Below are 17235 nucleotides of genomic sequence, written 5' to 3' on the forward strand. Positions count from 1 at the left end.
CCTTTCACATGGACAGACCGCTCGATCAGACGGACTGGCGCATCATCGGCGAACTCCAGCGCGACGGGCGGCTCTCGTTCAACGCGCTCGCCCGCCGCGTCAGCCTCTCCGCCCCGGCCGTCGCCGAGCGCGTACGGCGGCTGGAGGAGTCCGGAGTGATCACGGGCTACCAGGCGCGGATCGATCCGGCGCGCGCCGGGCAGCCGCTGACGGCCTTCGTCCAGATGCGCTGCGCGCTCGGCCGCTGCCTGCTCAAGACCACGGCCGCCGAGGATCTCCCCGAGGTCACCGAGGTGCACAAGCTCAGCGGCGGCTGGTGCTCGATGCTCAAGGTCCGGGTCGCGTCGATGTCCCACCTCGAAGGGCTTCTCGAACGGCTCGGCGAGCACGGCGAGATGAACTCCCACGTCGTTCTCTCGACCCCGTACGAGGGCCGCGCCGTCGAGCCCCCGGACCCGCGGGCCCGCGCGGTGACCGCCTCCGAGGGCTGGGCGCGCTGACACCTCCCGGCCGGGTCTCCGCCCTGGATTCTTGACTGATTCCAGAAAATGGGCCACCCTGTGTGCCGTGTCCACACCATCGGACTTCCGGCAGATGCTGCGCGGAGCCGCTCTGCGCGTGACCCGTCCGCGGGTCGCGGTGCTGAGCGCCGTGCACGAGCATCCGCACGCCGACACGGACTCGATCATCGCGGCCGTGCGCAGGGATCTCCCGAAGGTGTCCCATCAGGCCGTGTACGACTCGCTGCACACGCTGACGGCGGCGGGTCTGGTGCGGCGCATCCAGCCGTCCGGTTCCGTGGCGCGTTACGAGTCGCGGATCGGGGACAACCATCACCATCTCGTGTGCCGGTCGTGCGGCGCCATCGCCGACGTCGACTGCGCCGTCGGTGAGGCGCCCTGCCTGACCGCGTCCGACGACCAGGGCTACGCGATCGACGAGGCCGAGGTCGTCTATTGGGGCCTGTGCCCCGACTGTTCCACCGTCCAGAGATCCTGATCCACCCCGCTTAGACCTGGAAGGAAGCGCATGGCCGAGAACAAGGACGACGCAGTCGTCTCCGACCTGAACACCACCGAGGGCGAAGGTCAGTGCCCCGTCGCGCACACTCGTGCTCCGCACCCGACCCAGGGCGGCGGCAACCGCGGCTGGTGGCCGAACCGGCTCAACCTGAAGATCCTCGCCAAGAACCCCGCGGTGGCCAACCCGCTCGGTGAGGACTTCGACTACGCCGAGGCGTTCAAGAGCCTCGACCTCGCCGCCGTGAAGCGGGACATCGCGGAGGTGCTGACCACCTCCCAGGACTGGTGGCCGGCCGACTTCGGGCACTACGGCCCGTTCATGATCCGGATGGCGTGGCACAGCGCGGGCACCTACCGCATCAGCGACGGCCGCGGCGGCGCCGGGGCCGGGCAGCAGCGCTTCGCGCCGCTCAACAGCTGGCCGGACAACGGCAACCTCGACAAGGCCCGCCGGCTGCTGTGGCCGGTCAAGAAGAAGTACGGCCAGAAGATCTCCTGGGCCGACCTGATGGTCCTGACCGGCAACGTCGCCCTGGAGTCGATGGGCTTCGAGACCTTCGGCTTCGCCGGTGGCCGCGAGGACGTCTGGGAGCCCGAGGAGGACGTCTACTGGGGCCCCGAGTCGACCTGGCTCGGCGACGAGCGCTACACCGGTGACCGGGAGCTCGAGAACCCCCTGGGCGCGGTCCAGATGGGGCTCATCTACGTCAACCCGGAGGGCCCGAACGGCAACCCGGACCCGCTCGCCGCGGCCCGTGACATCCGCGAGACGTTCCGCCGGATGGCGATGAACGACGAGGAGACGGTGGCCCTGGTCGCCGGCGGACACACCTTCGGCAAGACGCACGGCGCGGCCGACCCGGAGCAGTACGTCGGGGCGGAGCCCGAGGGCGCCCCCCTGGAGGAGCAGGGGCTGGGCTGGAAGAACAGCTTCGGCACCGGCAAGGGCAACGACACGATCACCAGCGGCCTCGAGGGCATCTGGACCAACACCCCGACCGCGTGGGACAACAGCTTCTTCGAGATCCTGTTCGGCTACGAGTGGGAGCTCACGACGAGCCCCGCCGGGGCGCACCAGTGGAAGCCGAAGGGCGGCGCCGGCGCCGGCACCGTCCCCGACGCCCACGACCCGTCGAAGACCCACGCGCCGACGATGCTGACGACCGACCTCGCGCTCCGCGTGGACCCGGTCTACGAGCAGATCTCGCGGCGCTTCCTGGAGAACCCCGACGAGTTCGCGGACGCCTTCGCGCGGGCGTGGTTCAAGCTGACGCACCGTGACATGGGGCCGGTCGCGCGCTACCTCGGGCCGGAGGTCCCGGCCGAGACCCTGGTGTGGCAGGACCCCGTCCCCGCGGTGGACCACGAACTCGTCGACGACGAGGACGTCGCCGCCCTCAAGGCCCGGATCCTCGACTCGGGGCTGTCGGTCTCCCAGCTGGTCTCCACCGCGTGGGCGTCGGCCTCCTCGTTCCGCGGCAGCGACAAGCGGGGCGGCGCCAACGGCGCGCGCATCCGCCTCGAGCCGCAGAACGGCTGGGAGGTCAACGACCCCGACGAGCTGGCCGTCGTGCTGCGCACCCTGGAGGGCGTCCAGGAGGCGTTCAACGGCGCCCAGGCCGGCGGCAAGCGGATCTCGCTCGCCGACCTGATCGTGCTCGGCGGGTGCGCCGCGGTCGAGCGGGCCGCCAAGGACGCCGGTCACGACGTGGTGGTCCCGTTCACCCCGGGACGCACGGACGCGTCGCAGGAGCAGACCGACGTCGAGTCGTTCGCCGCGCTGGAGCCGGTGGCCGACGGGTTCCGCAACTACCTCGGGAAGGGCACCCGGCTGCCGGCCGAGTACCTCCTGATCGACCGGGCGAACCTGCTCACCCTGAGCGCGCCCGAGATGACGGTCCTCGTCGGTGGCCTGCGGGTCCTGGGCGCGAACCACAAGAAGTCCTCGCTGGGCGTCTTCACCGAGAGCCCCGGGTCGCTCACCAACGACTTCTTCGTCAACCTGCTCGACCTGGGCACGACGTGGCGGCCGGTGTCGGAGGACGCGGAGACCTTCGAGGGCAGCGACGCCTCGGGCGAGGTCAGGTGGACCGGCAGCCGCGTCGACCTCCTGTTCGGCTCGAACTCGGAGCTGCGCGCGCTGGCCGAGGTCTACGCGAGCGACGACGCGCGGGAGAAGTTCGTGCACGAGTTCGTCGCGGCGTGGGACAAGGTCATGAACCTCGACCGGTTCGACCTGGCCTGATCCCGGCGTCCGGGCCGGCCCACCGTGCCGGCCCGGACGTTCCCGGACGTTCCCGGACGGAAGGTCCGGGCATCGCCCGCCTCCGGCCCGTCCCCGCGTCCCGGCATTCCCGGGACGCGGTGGCGGGCCGGTTCGCGTGCGCTCGGTTAAAGCTTCATTGACCTGCGAGGAAACCTGTCACCGCCCCGGTAGGGTAACGGACTAAGTCCGCCAAAAGTGGACAAAAGCGGAGAAAGGTCGTCGGTTGATGGCGCACGGTCACGTCCGTCCAGTCTCCCCCGTAGTCGATCACGCGGCGCTGTTCGCGGCCGTACCGGACCCCCACGTGGTGCTGGACGGGGACCTGGTGATCGTGGAGGTGAACGACGCGGTCCTGAAGGTGATGGGGCTGTCACGTGACGCCGTCATCGGACGGCGCCTGTTCGACGTCCTGCCCGACGGGCCCGAGCACGCCGACAACCGGCGGAGCCTGCGCTCCTGCTTCCTCAGGGTCCTGGCCTCGGGGAAGGCGGAGACCCTGGCGATACGCAGGTACGACGTCCGCTCCTCGGTGCGTCCGGGCGAATCCGGGGAGCAGTGGTGGTCGACGGTCGTCACCCCGGTGTTCGATCCGGACGGGACGGTCGGGGCGGTCATCGTCAGGCCGCAGGAGGTGACCCGATTCGTGCTCGACCGCCGCCTACGCGGCCGCCGGCCGGGGAATCCGCCGAGCGTCCCCCTGCTCTCCCGGCTGCTCCGCGTACGTGACGGTCAGGATCCTGAGGACTCCCCCCGGCGGCAGGAGGCGGTGGAGGCCGAGACGTACCAGCGAGGGCAGGAACTGGAACGGCTGAACGAGGAGTTGCGCCAGGCCCACACCCGCGAGCGCGGTGTAGCGATCGCCCTGCAGGAGTCCATGCTCCACTCCCCGGACCTGCCCCGCCACCCCGACATCGCCGTGCGCTACCTGCCCGCCGTCGGGACGCTGAACGTGTGCGGCGACTGGTACGACGTCGTCGACCTGCCCTCGGGCGGGCTGGCCCTGGCGGTCGGCGATGTCGTGGGACACGGCCTGGAGGCGGCCACGGTCATGGGCATGCTCCGCAGCGCGCTGAGCGCCGCGGCCCGTACGGTCTCCGGGCCCGCCCAGGCCCTGGAGACGGTCGGGGTGTACGCGCGGTCGGTGGAGGGGGCGCCGGGCAGCACGGCGGTCCAGGTGATGGTCGACGGCGAGAATCACCGGATCACCTACAGCAGCGCCGGTCACCTGCCTCCCGTCCTGCTGCGCGCCGGGGGCGGGTGCGAGTTCCTGGACGGGGCCACCGACCCGCCGCTGGGCGCCCGCCCCGTGCACGTCGCCCGGCCCCAGGCCGCGAAGCGCTATACGCCGGGCGACACGCTGGTCCTCTACACCGACGGGCTGGTCGAACGGCGGAAGGAGGACATCGACGTCGGCCTGGCCCGCCTGACCGGCGTGCTGGCCTCGTTCGCCGGGCTCGAACCCGAGCGGATGGCCGACGCCGTGCTGGCCCGCCTCGGCTTCACCTCCGGCGGCGCGAACGACGACATCGCCCTGATCATCGCCCGTCTCTGAGGCGTGGCCCCGCGGCCGGTGCCGGACGGGCGGGAGCCCCGTTCGTCCAGGGCCGGGTCATCGCCGGTCCGGCCGGGGGAGGGCGGCGAGCGCGCCGACCAGGGGCGCCAGTTCCGGTAGCTCCTCCGCCTGCCGCAGGGCCTTGGCCAGCGACCCGTCGTGGGTCGCCCGCGCCCGTTCCAGGGCGTCCCGGCCGCCGGCGGTGACCTCCGTGTAGATGCCTCGGCGGTCGTCGGGGCACAGGTAGCGCTGCAGCAGCCCGCGCCGTTCGAGCCGGGTCACCAGCCGGGTCGTCGCCGACTGGCTCAGCACCACGGCCCGGGACAGCTGGTTCATGCGCAGATGGAAGCCGTCCTGGCGGGACAGGGCGTCGAGCACGGTGTACTCGCTCACCGAGAGGTCGTGCTCGCGCTGCAGAGCCCGTTCGAGGGCGTCCTCGATCCGCGCGTGCAGGGCGGCCAGCGTCCGCCACCCCTGCGCGCGGGCCGCGGCGTCGGTGTCATCGATCGACACGTGCACCCCTCTCCCCGCGGATCCTTGCGGACGGCCGCGTGCTTCCGGCAGTATCGGGCACGCGCAAAATAGGGCGTGTGCAACTATTTCGTGCGCTGATCGAACGTGCTTCCGATCACCTTACCGGGAGGGACGCGTGACCTCTTACGTCGTTCAACGCGACGGCCGGGCGGCGACCGCCGAGGACCTGGGACCGCTCGCCTTCGCGGGTTACGCCCACTTCACCGCCATGCAGGTGCGCGGAGGGCGGGTCCGGGGGCTCGACCTCCATCTGGAGCGGCTCCGGTCCGCCTCGGTGGAGATGTTCGGCCGGGCGATGCCCGGCGACCGGGTCCGGGCCTGCCTGCGGGCGGCGGTAGAGGCCGGTCCCGCCGACCTTTCGCTGCGGGCCACGATGTACGTGCCGCCGGGCGGGGACGTCGCGGCGGGGGCCGACGCGGAGCCCGACGTTCTGGTCCGCACCGGGCCGCCCGCGTCCGTGCCCGAGGGGCCGCTGGCGCTGGCGGCGGTCGAGTACGAACGGACACTCCCGGCGGTGAAGCACGTCGGTGAGGTGGCCAAGACCTACTATCTCCGCCAGGCCGTCGCCCAGGGGTTCGACGACGCCGCCTTCGTCGACCGGCGCGGCCGGCTCAGCGAGGCGACGATCTGGAATCTGGCCTTCTGGGACGGCTCCGCCGTGGTGTGGCCCGTGGCCGGGATGCTGGCCGGGACCACGATGGGCATCGTCCGCCGGAGGCTGGAGCGGCTCGGCGTCCCCCAGCGCCACCGGGAGATCACCCTCGCCGACCTGCCGGAACTGGAGGGGGCCGTGGTCATGAACTCCTGGACGCCGGGCGTGGCCGTGCACCGGATCGGGTCCGTCCCCCTGCCCCAGGCGCCGTCCTTCCTGGAGTCGCTCCACGAGGCCTACCAGGCCGAGCCGCTCACCTCGCCCTGAGCCACGGCCTCAGCCCGTGCGGGCGGGGGAGGGGTACATGCCGAGGAAGTCGATCCCGCGGTCGGGCCGCAGCCGCAGGACGGGAAGGCGGAGGCCGACCCGGTCGCCGGTGGTGGGATCGAGGCGGATCGTGCCGGAGGCGCCCGGAACCGCGCTGCTCGGGGTGTTGATCAGGTAGAGGGTCGAACGGGCGTTGCCGGGGCGGGGGACCGCGCCCCCCGCGCCGGCGGCCAGGCGGATCGCGCGGGTGACCGTGAGCATCGCGTCGTGGGCCATGACGCCCCAGCCGGTGCGCAGGTGCTCCGGATCGAAGCCCATCGACTCGTAGGCGGCCTGGAACGCGCGGAACCGGTCGGCGTCGGGATTGTGCCGCTCGTCCTTGAGCAGGGACGGTTCGGCCAGCGGCGTGTAGAGAAGGGTGAGGGGTCTCTGGGTGGAGGCGAGCGCGTCGAGGGCCTTCTTGTTCTCGGCGCCGTCCACCGTGAGGAGGACGGCGTCGGAGCCGGTCACGATCGTGATGGGGTCGCGGCCGCAGGTGCTGGTGCTGAGGTAGCCGATGAACTTGGGCAGGTCCAGCGCGCGGCCCGCGTAGAAGACCATGTCGGGACGGTCGGCGCTGCACAGGTTCCCGGCGATCACGCTGAACTCGTTGCCGGGGTTCTTGCCGAACGGGTACTCGGCCGAGCCGCCCGCCTTCCACAGATCCCGCAGGTGGGTCTTGAACGAGCCGGCCAGCGCCGCCGTGTAGTAGTCGTCGGGATCGGAGTGGCTGACCAGGGTGGCCTTGCGGAACCTGGTCCGCTCGCGCACGTGGCGGGCGAGCACGGCGATCTCCTCGTCGACCCGCGGGTTGACCCGGGCCAGCCCGTCGGCCTTGCTCTTGTTGAGCATGTCGGCGGTCACGATGTCGCCGACCATCGGCAGCCCGGCCCTGCTGAGCCGCTGGGCCGCCAGGAGGGTCTGCCGCTGGCTCAGCCCGACCCCGGCGACGCCCACCAGGCGGTCCTTCCCGCCCACCATGCCGGCGAGCGTCTCCGAGACCTGCCGCCACTGGCCGGCGTCGCTGCCGGTGTTGGCCAGGACGAGCCGGATCCGCGGGCGGTCGCCGACCAGGTCCTCCCGGTTCGCCCGGTGCTGGCCGGCGACCGCGCCTTCCAGCCGGTGCAGGACGCGGGGGTCGGGATGGGTGAGCGGGCCGAGGTAGGCGACCGTGACGTGCGTGCCCTTCGCCGCGAACTCGTTCTCGGCCTCGATCCGCCGCATCAGCCGCTCGTACCGCGAGTCGAACGCGTAGGTGGCGGTGACCCCGACGCACTCCTCCCGCTTCTCGCCGTAGAACTCCACCGTGACCCGCCGCACGCCGTCGGCGCACTCATCGGGGCCCGACAGCTCGACCGCGCCCCATCCCACCGCGGCGACGATCACGAGGGCCAGCACGGCGAGCAGCGCGGTCGCCTTGGGGTGGCGGCGCGGCCACGGCCTGCCGGTGTCGAAGACGCTGCGCCGCCGCGGCCCCGAGAAGGCGGACCGGCCCGCCGGGCCCTGTCGGCGGCCCCGGTCGCGGTCGTGCTGATCGCTCACGGCGGACTCCTCACCGGTCGTGCGCCCGCGGGCGCGTCATCTCCAGAGCTCGGCCAGGCCGAGATGGCGGTCGGCCTCGCTGTAGAGCCTGATCAGGCCGTCAGGGGAGAACGGGGCGACGGCCACGTACTCGTTGCGGACGATCGTGTGCAGTTCCGCGCGCCGCGCGCCCGTCAGCGGGTCGGTGGCCAGCCACAGCGCCGCGACCAGCCGGGCGACCGCCGAGCCGGGACGCTCGGTGGGGTCGGCCCACGCGGTCAGCCGCGCGATCGCCTCGTTCGGCGGGCCCGCCGGCCCGGCGACCGGGGCGGCGACCACGGCGCGCAGCAGGCGGAGCCAGTCCTTGACGGGGGTGTCGCGAAGCCGGCCCGTCAGCTCCCCGGCCACGTGCTGGAGATCGCCCAGGGCGAGGGCGTGGTGCAGCTCCCCGGCGGGATCGCCTCGTTCGGCGGCGTCCCGGCGCAGCCAGGTGTGGACGGCCTCCCAGCCGGCGGGCGCGCCCTCGCCGCGCTCGGCGAGCCGTTCCAGCAGGATCCGCCGCAGCACCGGGAGCATGACCAGCGTGCCGCCGGGCCCGGCGGGCACCCAGACGCCCGAGCGGGTCACCGCCTCCGGGTCGGCCGCGCCCGGAAGCCCGCCGCGGGTGATCAGCCGGACCGCGGCGTTCAGGTCGGTGGCCGGGGAGCAGGTCACCAGGTCGTCCACCAGCGGGCCTGACCTTGTGAGCTCGCCGAGCAGCGCTCGCTCCAGCCGTTCCAGGACCGTCTCGGCGCCGCGCGCGTCGCCGGGCGCCCTGCCGCGCAGCCTCTCGCGCGGTTCGATCGCGTTCCGGGGCTCGGCCGCGAACGAGTGCACCAGGATGTCGGCGGCGGCCGGGTGGCCGCGGGTGAGGCCGTGCACGACCAGCGCCAGGTGATGGGGGTTCCCGCGTTCGGGAGCCCAGGTGTCCACCATGGTCTGCACGTGCGCCCGGTCGAGGTCGGTCAGCCGCACCAGGTACCAGTGCCGGCGGTCGCCGTGCAGCCTGGCGCGCCGCTGCCGGTGGTCGGCGACGCTCGCGGTCTCGATGGTGGGGATCTCGGCGGCCCGGCCGGTGAGGAGCTCGACCAGCGAGCCGCGGCTGGTGGCCACCACCGTCATCGGGTCGGGGTCGCCGGGCGCGTTCCCGGCGTGCTGCTCGCGCAGCCGCACCAGCGCGCGCGTGAACTGGCGGCCCAGGGGCTCGTCGGCGTTGTCGAGCAAGACCGCGCAGTTGTAGCGGGTCCGCGTGAACCCGTGCCGCAGGTCCGCCAGGAAGGCGGCCAGCAGCAGCCTCTCCACCTGCTCGCGGTTGTCGCCGTGGTCGATGTTACGGGCCCGGTGGTTGAGCAGGGCCAGGTCGTCGAGAGGATCGTGGCCGAGCCCGAGGTCCTGGTGGCCGTACCAGTCCCGGCCCGGCGCGAGGTTCTGCCGGCGGCCCTTCCACGTGGTCACCCCGGCCAGCAGCGCCGCCGCGACGGGCTGGGCGAGGGCCTGGGGGACGTTGCCCGCGGCCAGGACGGTGCCCACCACGTCCTGGATGATCGGTTCGAGGACCTGGTCGGGGCGGTGCTGCCGCAGTACCCCGTCGATCCGGGCGCGGACCTGCGCCGGGTCCGCGGCGGCCGTGTCCAGGGACAGCACGATCCGGCCGACGATGTAGCGGGGGAAGGCGATGCGCCCGTACGCGGCGCACTCCCGGTTGAGCTCGAAGACCAGCCGGTCGAGCACGCCGCGGATGCCACCGGGCTCCAGCGCGGCGAAGTCGATGAAGGCGTAGGGGACGTGCTGGTCGAGGTGCTCCTCGGCGAGGGTCGTCAGCAGGGCGGTCTTGCCGCATCCGCGCGGGCCGGTGAAGACCAGCACGGCGGCGGGCGGCGGGCCGCCGCTCCGGTCCATGAAATCCCGGACGAGGTCGATGGCGTTGTCGCGGCCGTGGAGTCGCATCGCACCGTTCCCGTCGCTCGGATCCCGTCACCCGGACGCCGCCCGGCCCTCCGAGTCAGGAAAGGGTACGCGTGCGGCCCGCGGATTACCGGTCGAATGTCACAGTCGGACGCGGCCGGAGCCGGACGGGCGGCCCCGCCCGGAGGCCGTGCGGGCAGGGGGCCGTACAGTGGGACCGGCCGGTATTGGACGCAACGTCGATGAGTGGCCGCCGGGCCGCCGTGCCGCCGAGGGGAGCGATCATGAACGGTGCCCGAGCACGGGTTCCGCGTCCCGGTAGCGTACGGTTCTGCCCATGACGACGACGGGTGCGACGAGGGCGGGGTCACGTCGTGACCCCGGCCGCCGGCGCGCCCTGCTGGAGGCGGCCGACCGGGTGATCCAGCGGGAGGGCCCGGAGGCGTCGATGGCGGCGATCGCCGCCGAGGCCGGGATCAGCAAGCCGATCCTGTACCGGCACTTCGGCGACAAGAGCGGGCTCTACCAGGCGCTGGCCGAACGGCACACGCGCAAGCTGGTGGAGGGCATCAGGGCGGAGTTCTCCCGCTCCGGCTCGGTGCGCGCCCGCACCCGCTCGACCATCGACACCTATCTGGCCACCATCTCGGCGAACCTCGCCCTCTACCGGTTCCTCATGCACCGGGCCAGCGCCGAGGACGCGGCCACCCACAGCGCGATGAGCACCATGATCCGCGGGGTGAGCCGGGAACTGGCCGAGGTGATGCTCGCCGAGGGCGCGCAAACGGACCGCGTCCGCGCCTACGTGTGGGGGCACGCGGTGGTCGGCATGGTGCAGACCGCCGGCGACTGGTGGCTCGACCACGCCGGGGAGGTCCCGCGCGAGGTGGTGGTCGACAGCCTGGCCGACCTGATCCTGGCCGGGCTGCCCGCGGCCTCCGCCGACGGCGTCGTCGGGCTGTTCCACGAATGACGATCTCCGAGGTGACTGTGCAGACCCACCTGAGGCCCGAACCCTCCGTCGAGACCGAGCGGCGGCCCTGGGGCATCTTCGAGCGCTTCACGCTGAACGAGCCCTCCACGGTGAAGCTGATCCACGTGGAGCCGGGGCAGCGGCTCAGCCTGCAGCGCCACCGCGACCGCGACGAGCTGTGGGTGGCGCTCGACCCGGGCGCGGTGTTCGAGGTGGCCGGCCGGCGGATCGAGCCGGAGGTGGGCGAGCGCGTGCTCATCCGCGCCGGCGACACCCACCGGCTGGGATCCTCCGGCCCGGCGGTACGGGTCCTGGAGATCGCCTTCGGGCACTTCGACGAGGACGACATCGAGCGTCTCGAAGACTCCTACGGCCGCGCGTAACGCCCCTCGTTCCCGCCGGCTCCGCCCCGAGGCGGGGCCGGCGGGGCCGGCGGGAGCAGGCCGCGGGCCAGGGTCACGGGCGCTCGCGGGCCGCCCGGTGCCGCAGCAGCGCCCGGCCGACCCCGGCCGCGCCGGCCAGCAGCGCCACGCCCGTCACCGGCCAGGCCAGGTCGCGGCCCTGCGCGGGCGAGCCGCCCGCCCGGACCCGGCCGCGCGCCTCCGGGCCGTCCGGCGGCGGCCCCGCCACCCGGAACGTCGCGGCCCGGGTGAGCCCGGAGCCCGCGCACCTGACGTCCAGCCGGTAAAGGCCGGGCATGTCGGGGACGACGCGCGCCCGCACGCTGAACCAGCCGTCGGTGACCGCCCCCGTCCCGCGGGCGGCGCCCGTGACGGCCACATGGTGGTCGTCGGTCTCGCAGCCCCCGGCCACGGTGAGGAAGCGCCCGGCGGGTCCGGGCGCCGGGTCGATGTCGAGGCCGCCGGGGCCGGCGGCGGCCAGGGCCCCGTACGGCACGCCGGCGGACAGCGCGCCCGTCGCCAGGACGACCCCGGCGGCGGTCGCGGCGGCGTGGGCGGCGGTGTGGGCGGCCCGTGCGGCGACGCGCATGCGCACCTCCCCTCCGCCGCCGCCCTGCCGTTCCTGACATCACGGGCAAAATGGGCGTCGCTGCACGGGGTGATTCCCCGGTGACCCCCGGTCGAGGCGAGGTTGGGACGATCTTTGCCGACTCTTACCGGGACAGGGCCGGCCGGGGCGCGGTGCCGCCCGCCGCGTCCGCGAAATGGCACCGGACCGGATGCCCGAGGCCGCCCCGCACCACCAGTTCCGGCACCTCCTCCGCGCAGCGGTCCGAGGCCATGTAGCAGCGGGTGCGGAACCGGCATCCGCTCGGCGGCGCCGCCGGCGAGGGCACCTCGCCCCCGAGCACGATCTCGCCCGGGGCGTCGCCGCCGGCCGGGTCCGGGCGGTCGTGCACCGAGGGCGCCGCCGACAGCAGCGCCCGCGTGTACGGGTGCTGGGGATCGGCGAAGACCTCCTCGGCGGCGCCGTGCTCCACGATCGTCCCCAGGTACATGACCGCGACGTCGTGGGCGATGTGGCGCACCACGTCCAGGTCGTGGGAGATGAACAGGTACGCGACGCCCAGCTCGGACTGCAGGCCGGCCAGCAGGTTCAGGATCTGCGCGCGCACGGACACGTCCAGCGCCGAGACGGCCTCGTCGCACACGATGAGCCGCGGGCGCAGCGCCAGCGCCCGCGCGATGCTGACACGCTGGCACTGCCCGCCCGACAGCTCGTGCAGGTGGCGGGAGCCGTGCTCGGCGCGCAGCCCGACCAGGTCGAGCAGCCGGGCGACCTCCGCGTCGTACCGCGCGCGGGGGACGATCCCGGGATGGACGCGCCAGCCCTCGGAGATGACCGACGCGACGCTCATCCGCGGGTTGAGCGAGGTGTAGGGGTCCTGGAAGACCATCTGCAGGTCGCGGCTCAGGCCGCGGCGGCGCCGGGGCGAGATGGCGGCCAGGTCGTGCCCGGCGAACTCGATCGATCCGGCGAAGGCCGGGCGCAGCCCGACGATGGCCCGCGCCAGCGTCGACTTGCCGCAGCCGGACTCGCCGACCACGCCGAGGGTCCGCCCGGCCCGGACGGCCAGGTCGACGCCGGCGACGGCGCGCACCCGCCGCCGCCCCAGCCCCCGGCCGCCGCGGTGCTCGTACCCGGCCTCCAGGCCGCTGACCCGCAGCACGACCTCGCCGCCGGTCTCGGTCACGGTGCTCATCGCGCCTCCTCGGTCCGCTCGCCGGCTCCGCCGGGCTCCTGTCCGCCGCGCCGTTCCGCGCGGCCCTCCCCGCCGCCGTCCTTGCCGCCGTCCGCGCCGCCCGCCTCCCCGGCGCGCCCGCCCGGGGCCGTCTCGGCGAGGACGGCGGCGGTGTTGTGGCAGGCCACCGCGCGTTCCGCGCCGGCCGGGACCAGCGGCGGGTCGTCGGTCAGGCAGCGGCCGGTGGCGAACGGGCAGCGGGGGTGGAACGCGCACCCTCCCGGGAGCCGCCGCGGGTCGGGCGGCTGCCCGGGGATGGGGCGCAGCCCGCCCGCCTCGGTCTCGGCGTCGGGCACCGCGCGCAGGAGCCCGAGCGTGTACGGGTGCGCGGGACGGGTGTAGACGGCGTCGAGCGGCCCGCGCTCCACCACCCGCCCCGCGTACATCACCGCGACCTCCTGGGCGATCCGGGCGACCACCCCGAGGTCGTGCGAGACCAGCAGCGTCGCCAGGTCCGCCTCGCGCTGCCGCCGCGCGAGCAGCCGCAGGATCTGGGCCTGGACGGTGACGTCGAGCGCGGTGGTGGGCTCGTCGGCCAGCAGGACCCGCGGGCCCAGCGCCAGCGCCATCGCGATCACCGCCCGCTGCCGCATCCCGCCGGAGAACTCGTGCGGGTAGGCGTCGAACCGGGCGTCGGCGTCGGCGATGCCGACCTCGGCCATCAGCGCGACCGCCTTGGCGCGCGCGGTGCGCCGGTCGTCCCCGAGCCGGCGGCGGAACGGCTCGGCGACCTGCCGGCCGACGGTGAAGCCGGGGTTGAGGGCGGCCATCGGGTCCTGGAAGACCATCGCGACCTCCCGTCCCCGCGCCTCCCGCCAGCGCGCGGCGGAGAACCCGGCGACGTCCCGGCCGCCGAGGGTGATGGTGCCCGAGGTGGCCGCCGCGCCGGGCGGCAGGAGGCCGATGAGGCTGAGCGCGGTGAGGCTCTTGCCGCTGCCGGACTCGCCGACCAGCGCCAGGACGCGGCCGCGGCGCAGTTCCAGGTCGACGCCCCGGACGATCGGGGTGGCGCGCCGCCCCGAGCCGAAGCCGATGTGGACGTCCGACAGCCGCGCGGCGACCTCGCCGCCGGCGCCGGGGGGTTTCCGAGCGGGGTGGGTGGCGGTTGTCATCATGGGGTGGGTGCCTCTCCCGGTCAGATCTGGGCGCGCGGGTCGGCGACGTCGCGGAACGCGTCGCCGGCGATGCCGACGCCGGTGACGACGGCCGCCAGGGCGAGTGCGGGCATGGTGGAGATCCACCAGGCGGAGCCGAGGTAGTCGCGCCCGGCCGAGACGGTCGCGCCCCACGAGGCCGCGTCCGCCGGGATGCCGAGCCCGAGGAAGCTCAGCGACGCCTCGGCGACCATGGTCAGGCCGATCTGGACGGTCGCCGCGACCAGCAGCGGCTGCCAGCAGGAGGGCAGCACGTGCCGGAACAGGATGCGCGCGTGGCCCGCTCCCAGCACCCGGGCCGAGTCGACGAACTCCAGGTCCCGGGTGGCCAGCGCGGACGCGCGGACGACCCGGGCGAAGATGACCCACCGGGTGACGGCCAGGGTGATGACGATGTTGGTGATGCTGGGCCCGAGCACCCCGGCGATCAGGATCGCCAGCAGGATCGAGGGGAAGGCCAGCTGGACGTCGCCGATCCGCGAGAGCACGGTGTCCAGGGGGCCGCCGAAGTAGCCGGAGGCCAGCCCGGCCAGCAGGCCCACGGCCCCGCCGATCGCGACGGTCGCCACCGCGACGATCAGCGAGACCCGGCTTCCGGCGAGCAGGTTGGCGAGCATGTCGCGGCCGAGCTGGTCGGTGCCCAGCCAGGCGATGCCGTCGGCCGTCCGGGATCCGGGCGGCAGCAGCCGGTGCGCCAGGTCCGTGGCGACCGGGTCGTAGGGGTGGATCAGCGGCCCGGCGACGGCCGCCAGGACGAACAGGACGAGGACGCCCGCGCCCACCCACGCGCGGGCGGGAAGCCGGTCGCGCAGCCTCGCGCGGTTCCCGCGCGGCAGGGCGTCGTCGTCGGGGGACGGGGCGGGTGAGGAGGGGGTGGGGGCTGTCGCGGTGATGCTCATGCGCTCTCCGGCGTGGTGATGTCCTTGCGCCCGCGCCGCCGCGCCCGGCCCGCGGTGCCGGTCCGCTGGCGCGGGTCCAGGACCGTGTACAGGGCGTCGACGAGCAGGTTCAGCGCGATGTACGACAGCGTGATCGTCACGATCGCCGCCTCGACCACCGCGTAGTCCCGGTAGGTGATGGCGTCCACCATCAGCGAGCCGAGGCCGGGCCAGGAGAAGACCACCTCGACGATGACGGCGTTGGCGATGAAGTTGCCCATCAGCAGCCCGAGGACGGTGACGACGGGCACGGCGATGTTGCGGGCCACGTGGGCGTACATGACCGCGCCCTCGCCGGTGCCCTTGGCGCGGGCGGTGCGGACGTAGTCCTTGGCGATCTCCTCCAGGGCGCCGTTGCGCACCAGCCGCGCCAGCCAGCCGACGAACGGCAGCGCCAGCGTCACCGCGGGGAGGATCACCGCCTCGGGGCCGCCTCCGGCGGTGCTGGGGAGCCAGTGCAGCTCCCGGGCGAAGATCAGGATGAGCACGATGCCCAGCCAGAACGAGGGGATGGCCTGGCCGACCAGCGAGCCGGTGGACACCAGCAGGTCCAGCACCCGGCCGGGGCGGCGGGCGCAGGCCATGCCGAGGGGGAATCCGGCGCCCAGGGTGATGAGCAGCGCCAGCGTGGCCAGCGTCAGGGTGGCCGGGAACCGGTCCAGGACGGCGGCCATGGCGCCGCCGCCCAGCCGCCAGGACTCGCCGAAGTCGCCGCGCAGGACCTCGCCCATGTGCGTCAGGTACTGCTGCCACAGCGGCCGGTCGAGCCCGAAGTCGGCGCGGACGGAGGCGAGCTGGGCCGCGCTCGCGTCCGGCCCGAGGATCAGCGTGGCGGGGTCGCCGGGCACGACCCGGACGACGATGAACACCAGGCTGATCGCGCCCAGGGCCACGACGACGGCCTGGCCCGCGCGGTTGAGCAGGAAGCGTCCCATCAGGATGACTCCGGGGGTGCAGGGTCAGGGGATGCGGGGTCAGGGGATGCGGGGTCAGGGGATGCGGGGTCAGGGGATGCGAGGTGGGGGGACGCGGGGTCGGGGGACGCGGGGTCGGAGGACGCGGGGGACCGGGCGGGGCGGCCGGTGGCCGATGCGCGGACGATGAGCTCGGCGGGCAGCAGCGTGGTCTGCGCGCCGCCCCCGAGGCCCTCGCCCGGCGCGGCCGCCGCCATCCGTTCCAGGAGCCGGTCGACGGCGGTGGCCCCGACCCGCGCGGCGGGCAGCCGGACGGTGGTCAGCGGCGGGGCGAGGTAGGCGGCGAAGGGGTGGTCGCCGTGGCCGACCACGGCGACGTCCTCGGGGATCCGCAGGCCGTGCTCGGTGAACGCGCGGTACACCCCCAGCGCGAAGTAGTCGTTGCCGGCCAGGACCGCGCTGCCGGGCCCGGCGTGACCGGCCAGCCTGCGGCCGATGGCGTAGGAGTCGACCGGGTCCCAGGGCTGGGAGCTGGACTCCCGGCGCCGGGTCGGCACCTTGATGATCTGGTCGTCGCGGACGGCGATCCCGTGCTCGTCCAGCACCGCCCGGAACCCGCGGACACGCTCGGCCACCGGCGAGATGTCCAGGTCCTCCTCGACCAGGTACAGCTCGCGGGCGCCCCCGGCCAGCAGCAGCTCGGTGGCGCGCCGCGCGCTGTCGTAGTAGTCGACGCCGACCAGGTCGGCCTCCATGCCGGGCAGGTCACGGTTGACCAGGACGACGGGCGTGCCGGACTTGCGCAGCCGTTCCCAGTGCTCGGCGCCGTGCTGGACGGGCACCGCCAGCACCCCGTCCACGCCCCACCGCATCAGCTCCTCGGCGACGCGGCGCTCGTTGTCCACGCTGTCCTCGGTGACCATCAGCATGAGCGAGTAGCCGTGGACCCGGCCGCGTTCCTCGATCGCGCTGATCAGCCGGGCGTAGAACGGGTTGGACGGGTTGGTGATGACCAGCCCGATCGTCATCGCGTTCTGCAGCACCAGGGACCGGGCCATCGTGTTCGGCACGTAGCCGAGCCGGTCGGCCTCCCGCCGGACCCGCTCGCGGGTCTCCTCGCTCACCGCGTCCTTGCCGGCGAGCGCCCGCGAGACGGTGTTGACCGACAGGTCGAGCGCGGCGGCGATGTCGCGCAGGGTCGCCCTGCGGCGCGGAGTCATGGGGTCCTCCCCGGAGTGTCGTCGGGACGCACGGCC

At 74.1% G+C, this 17235-nt stretch carries 16 protein-coding genes; 7 read left to right on the forward strand and 9 right to left on the reverse strand.

Annotated features, from left to right (window positions below; translation table 11 throughout):
* Positions 1-8: 8 nt before the first annotated feature.
* The 4 genes from IW256_RS16930 to IW256_RS16945 all read left to right on the forward strand — a co-directional run bounded on the left by IW256_RS16930 (position 9) and on the right by IW256_RS16945 (position 4840).
* Entirely contained in the window at positions 9-500 is a 492-nt protein-coding gene (locus IW256_RS16930; protein WP_197011907.1) for an Lrp/AsnC family transcriptional regulator, read from the forward strand.
* Positions 501-594: 94 nt separating this feature from the next.
* Positions 595-999, forward strand: coding sequence for a Fur family transcriptional regulator (locus tag IW256_RS16935; protein ID WP_197016357.1), 405 nt, complete (start codon positions 595-597; stop codon positions 997-999).
* 30 nt (positions 1000-1029) lie between these two features.
* Positions 1030-3267, forward strand: coding sequence for a catalase/peroxidase HPI (katG, locus tag IW256_RS16940; protein WP_197011908.1), 2238 nt, complete (start codon positions 1030-1032; stop codon positions 3265-3267).
* 247 nt (positions 3268-3514) lie between these two features.
* The gene (locus IW256_RS16945; RefSeq protein ID WP_197011909.1) at positions 3515-4840 is read left to right on the forward strand and encodes a PP2C family protein-serine/threonine phosphatase; all 1326 of its coding nucleotides are present in this window, start codon (positions 3515-3517) and stop codon (positions 4838-4840) included.
* Positions 4841-4897: 57 nt separating this feature from the next.
* Here IW256_RS16945 and IW256_RS16950 read toward each other — a convergent pair whose 3' ends face one another.
* A complete protein-coding gene (locus IW256_RS16950) occupies positions 4898-5353 on the reverse strand; it encodes a MarR family winged helix-turn-helix transcriptional regulator (protein ID WP_197011910.1) in 456 nt (151 codons plus the stop codon).
* Between the two features lie 136 nt (positions 5354-5489).
* Between IW256_RS16950 and IW256_RS16955 the strand changes: the two genes are divergently transcribed.
* Positions 5490-6293, forward strand: a complete 804-nt coding sequence (locus tag IW256_RS16955) for an aminotransferase class IV family protein (RefSeq protein ID WP_197011911.1) — start codon at positions 5490-5492, stop codon at positions 6291-6293.
* A gap of 9 nt (positions 6294-6302) precedes the next feature.
* Here IW256_RS16955 and IW256_RS16960 read toward each other — a convergent pair whose 3' ends face one another.
* Positions 6303-7874 carry a type 1 periplasmic-binding domain-containing protein gene (locus IW256_RS16960; RefSeq protein ID WP_197011912.1) on the reverse strand — a complete coding sequence of 524 codons (1572 nt, stop codon included), beginning with the start codon at positions 7872-7874 and terminating at the stop codon, positions 6303-6305.
* 36 nt (positions 7875-7910) lie between these two features.
* Positions 7911-9839, reverse strand: a complete 1929-nt coding sequence (locus tag IW256_RS16965; protein ID WP_197011913.1) for an ATP-binding protein — start codon at positions 9837-9839, stop codon at positions 7911-7913.
* A gap of 295 nt (positions 9840-10134) precedes the next feature.
* Here IW256_RS16965 and IW256_RS16970 point away from each other — a divergent pair, with 295 nt between their 5' ends.
* Together IW256_RS16970 and IW256_RS16975 are read left to right on the forward strand one after the other, a co-directional pair.
* Entirely contained in the window at positions 10135-10770 is a 636-nt protein-coding gene (locus IW256_RS16970; RefSeq protein ID WP_197011914.1) for a TetR family transcriptional regulator, read from the forward strand.
* 11 nt (positions 10771-10781) lie between these two features.
* Entirely contained in the window at positions 10782-11153 is a 372-nt protein-coding gene (locus IW256_RS16975) for a phosphomannose isomerase type II C-terminal cupin domain (RefSeq protein ID WP_307828917.1), read from the forward strand.
* Positions 11154-11226: 73 nt separating this feature from the next.
* On the opposite strand, the gene IW256_RS16980 is transcribed toward IW256_RS16975, so the two are convergent.
* The 6 genes from IW256_RS16980 to IW256_RS17005 form a co-directional block, all read right to left on the reverse strand.
* On the reverse strand, positions 11227-11760 hold the full coding sequence (locus IW256_RS16980; protein WP_197011916.1) for a hypothetical protein: 534 nt from the start codon (positions 11758-11760) through the stop codon (positions 11227-11229).
* A 124-nt stretch (positions 11761-11884) separates the two neighbouring features.
* A complete protein-coding gene (locus tag IW256_RS16985; RefSeq protein ID WP_231403817.1) occupies positions 11885-12934 on the reverse strand; it encodes an ABC transporter ATP-binding protein in 1050 nt (349 codons plus the stop codon).
* The gene (locus IW256_RS16990) at positions 12931-14088 is read right to left on the reverse strand and encodes an ABC transporter ATP-binding protein (RefSeq protein ID WP_197011917.1); all 1158 of its coding nucleotides are present in this window, start codon (positions 14086-14088) and stop codon (positions 12931-12933) included. Before IW256_RS16990 ends, IW256_RS16985 begins: the two co-directional genes overlap by 4 nt.
* A 20-nt stretch (positions 14089-14108) precedes the next feature.
* Positions 14109-15026, reverse strand: a complete 918-nt coding sequence (locus tag IW256_RS16995; protein WP_197011918.1) for an ABC transporter permease — start codon at positions 15024-15026, stop codon at positions 14109-14111.
* Positions 15023-16000 carry an ABC transporter permease gene (locus IW256_RS17000; protein WP_197011919.1) on the reverse strand — a complete coding sequence of 326 codons (978 nt, stop codon included), beginning with the start codon at positions 15998-16000 and terminating at the stop codon, positions 15023-15025. The genes IW256_RS16995 and IW256_RS17000 overlap by 4 nt, the downstream gene beginning before the upstream one ends.
* Positions 16000-17199: a LacI family DNA-binding transcriptional regulator gene (locus IW256_RS17005; RefSeq protein WP_197011920.1), complete on the reverse strand. Its 1200-nt coding sequence runs from the start codon at positions 17197-17199 to the stop codon at positions 16000-16002. Before IW256_RS17005 ends, IW256_RS17000 begins: the two co-directional genes overlap by 1 nt.
* Positions 17200-17235 lie beyond the last annotated feature (36 nt).

The organism is Actinomadura viridis, from assembly GCF_015751755.1.
Taxonomy (GTDB): Bacteria; Actinomycetota; Actinomycetes; order Streptosporangiales; family Streptosporangiaceae; genus Spirillospora; species Spirillospora viridis.

Excerpts from the sequence above, each read along its gene's own strand:
- katG (WP_197011908.1), top strand. The coding sequence starts at position 1,030 with ATGGCCGAGAACAAGGACGACGCAGTCGTCTCCGACCTGAACACCACC.
- IW256_RS16990 (WP_197011917.1), bottom strand. The coding sequence starts at position 14,088 with ATGATGACAACCGCCACCCACCCCGCTCGGAAACCCCCCGGCGCCGGC.
- IW256_RS17000 (WP_197011919.1), bottom strand. The coding sequence starts at position 16,000 with ATGGGACGCTTCCTGCTCAACCGCGCGGGCCAGGCCGTCGTCGTGGCC.
- IW256_RS16930 (WP_197011907.1), top strand. The coding sequence starts at position 9 with ATGGACAGACCGCTCGATCAGACGGACTGGCGCATCATCGGCGAACTC.
- IW256_RS16945 (WP_197011909.1), top strand. The coding sequence starts at position 3,515 with ATGGCGCACGGTCACGTCCGTCCAGTCTCCCCCGTAGTCGATCACGCG.
- IW256_RS16995 (WP_197011918.1), bottom strand. The coding sequence starts at position 15,026 with ATGAGCATCACCGCGACAGCCCCCACCCCCTCCTCACCCGCCCCGTCC.
- IW256_RS17005 (WP_197011920.1), bottom strand. The coding sequence starts at position 17,199 with ATGACTCCGCGCCGCAGGGCGACCCTGCGCGACATCGCCGCCGCGCTC.
- IW256_RS16970 (WP_197011914.1), top strand. The coding sequence starts at position 10,135 with ATGACGACGACGGGTGCGACGAGGGCGGGGTCACGTCGTGACCCCGGC.
- IW256_RS16965 (WP_197011913.1), bottom strand. The coding sequence starts at position 9,839 with ATGCGACTCCACGGCCGCGACAACGCCATCGACCTCGTCCGGGATTTC.
- IW256_RS16985 (WP_231403817.1), bottom strand. The coding sequence starts at position 12,934 with ATGAGCACCGTGACCGAGACCGGCGGCGAGGTCGTGCTGCGGGTCAGC.
- IW256_RS16980 (WP_197011916.1), bottom strand. The coding sequence starts at position 11,760 with ATGCGCGTCGCCGCACGGGCCGCCCACACCGCCGCCCACGCCGCCGCG.
- IW256_RS16935 (WP_197016357.1), top strand. The coding sequence starts at position 595 with ATGCTGCGCGGAGCCGCTCTGCGCGTGACCCGTCCGCGGGTCGCGGTG.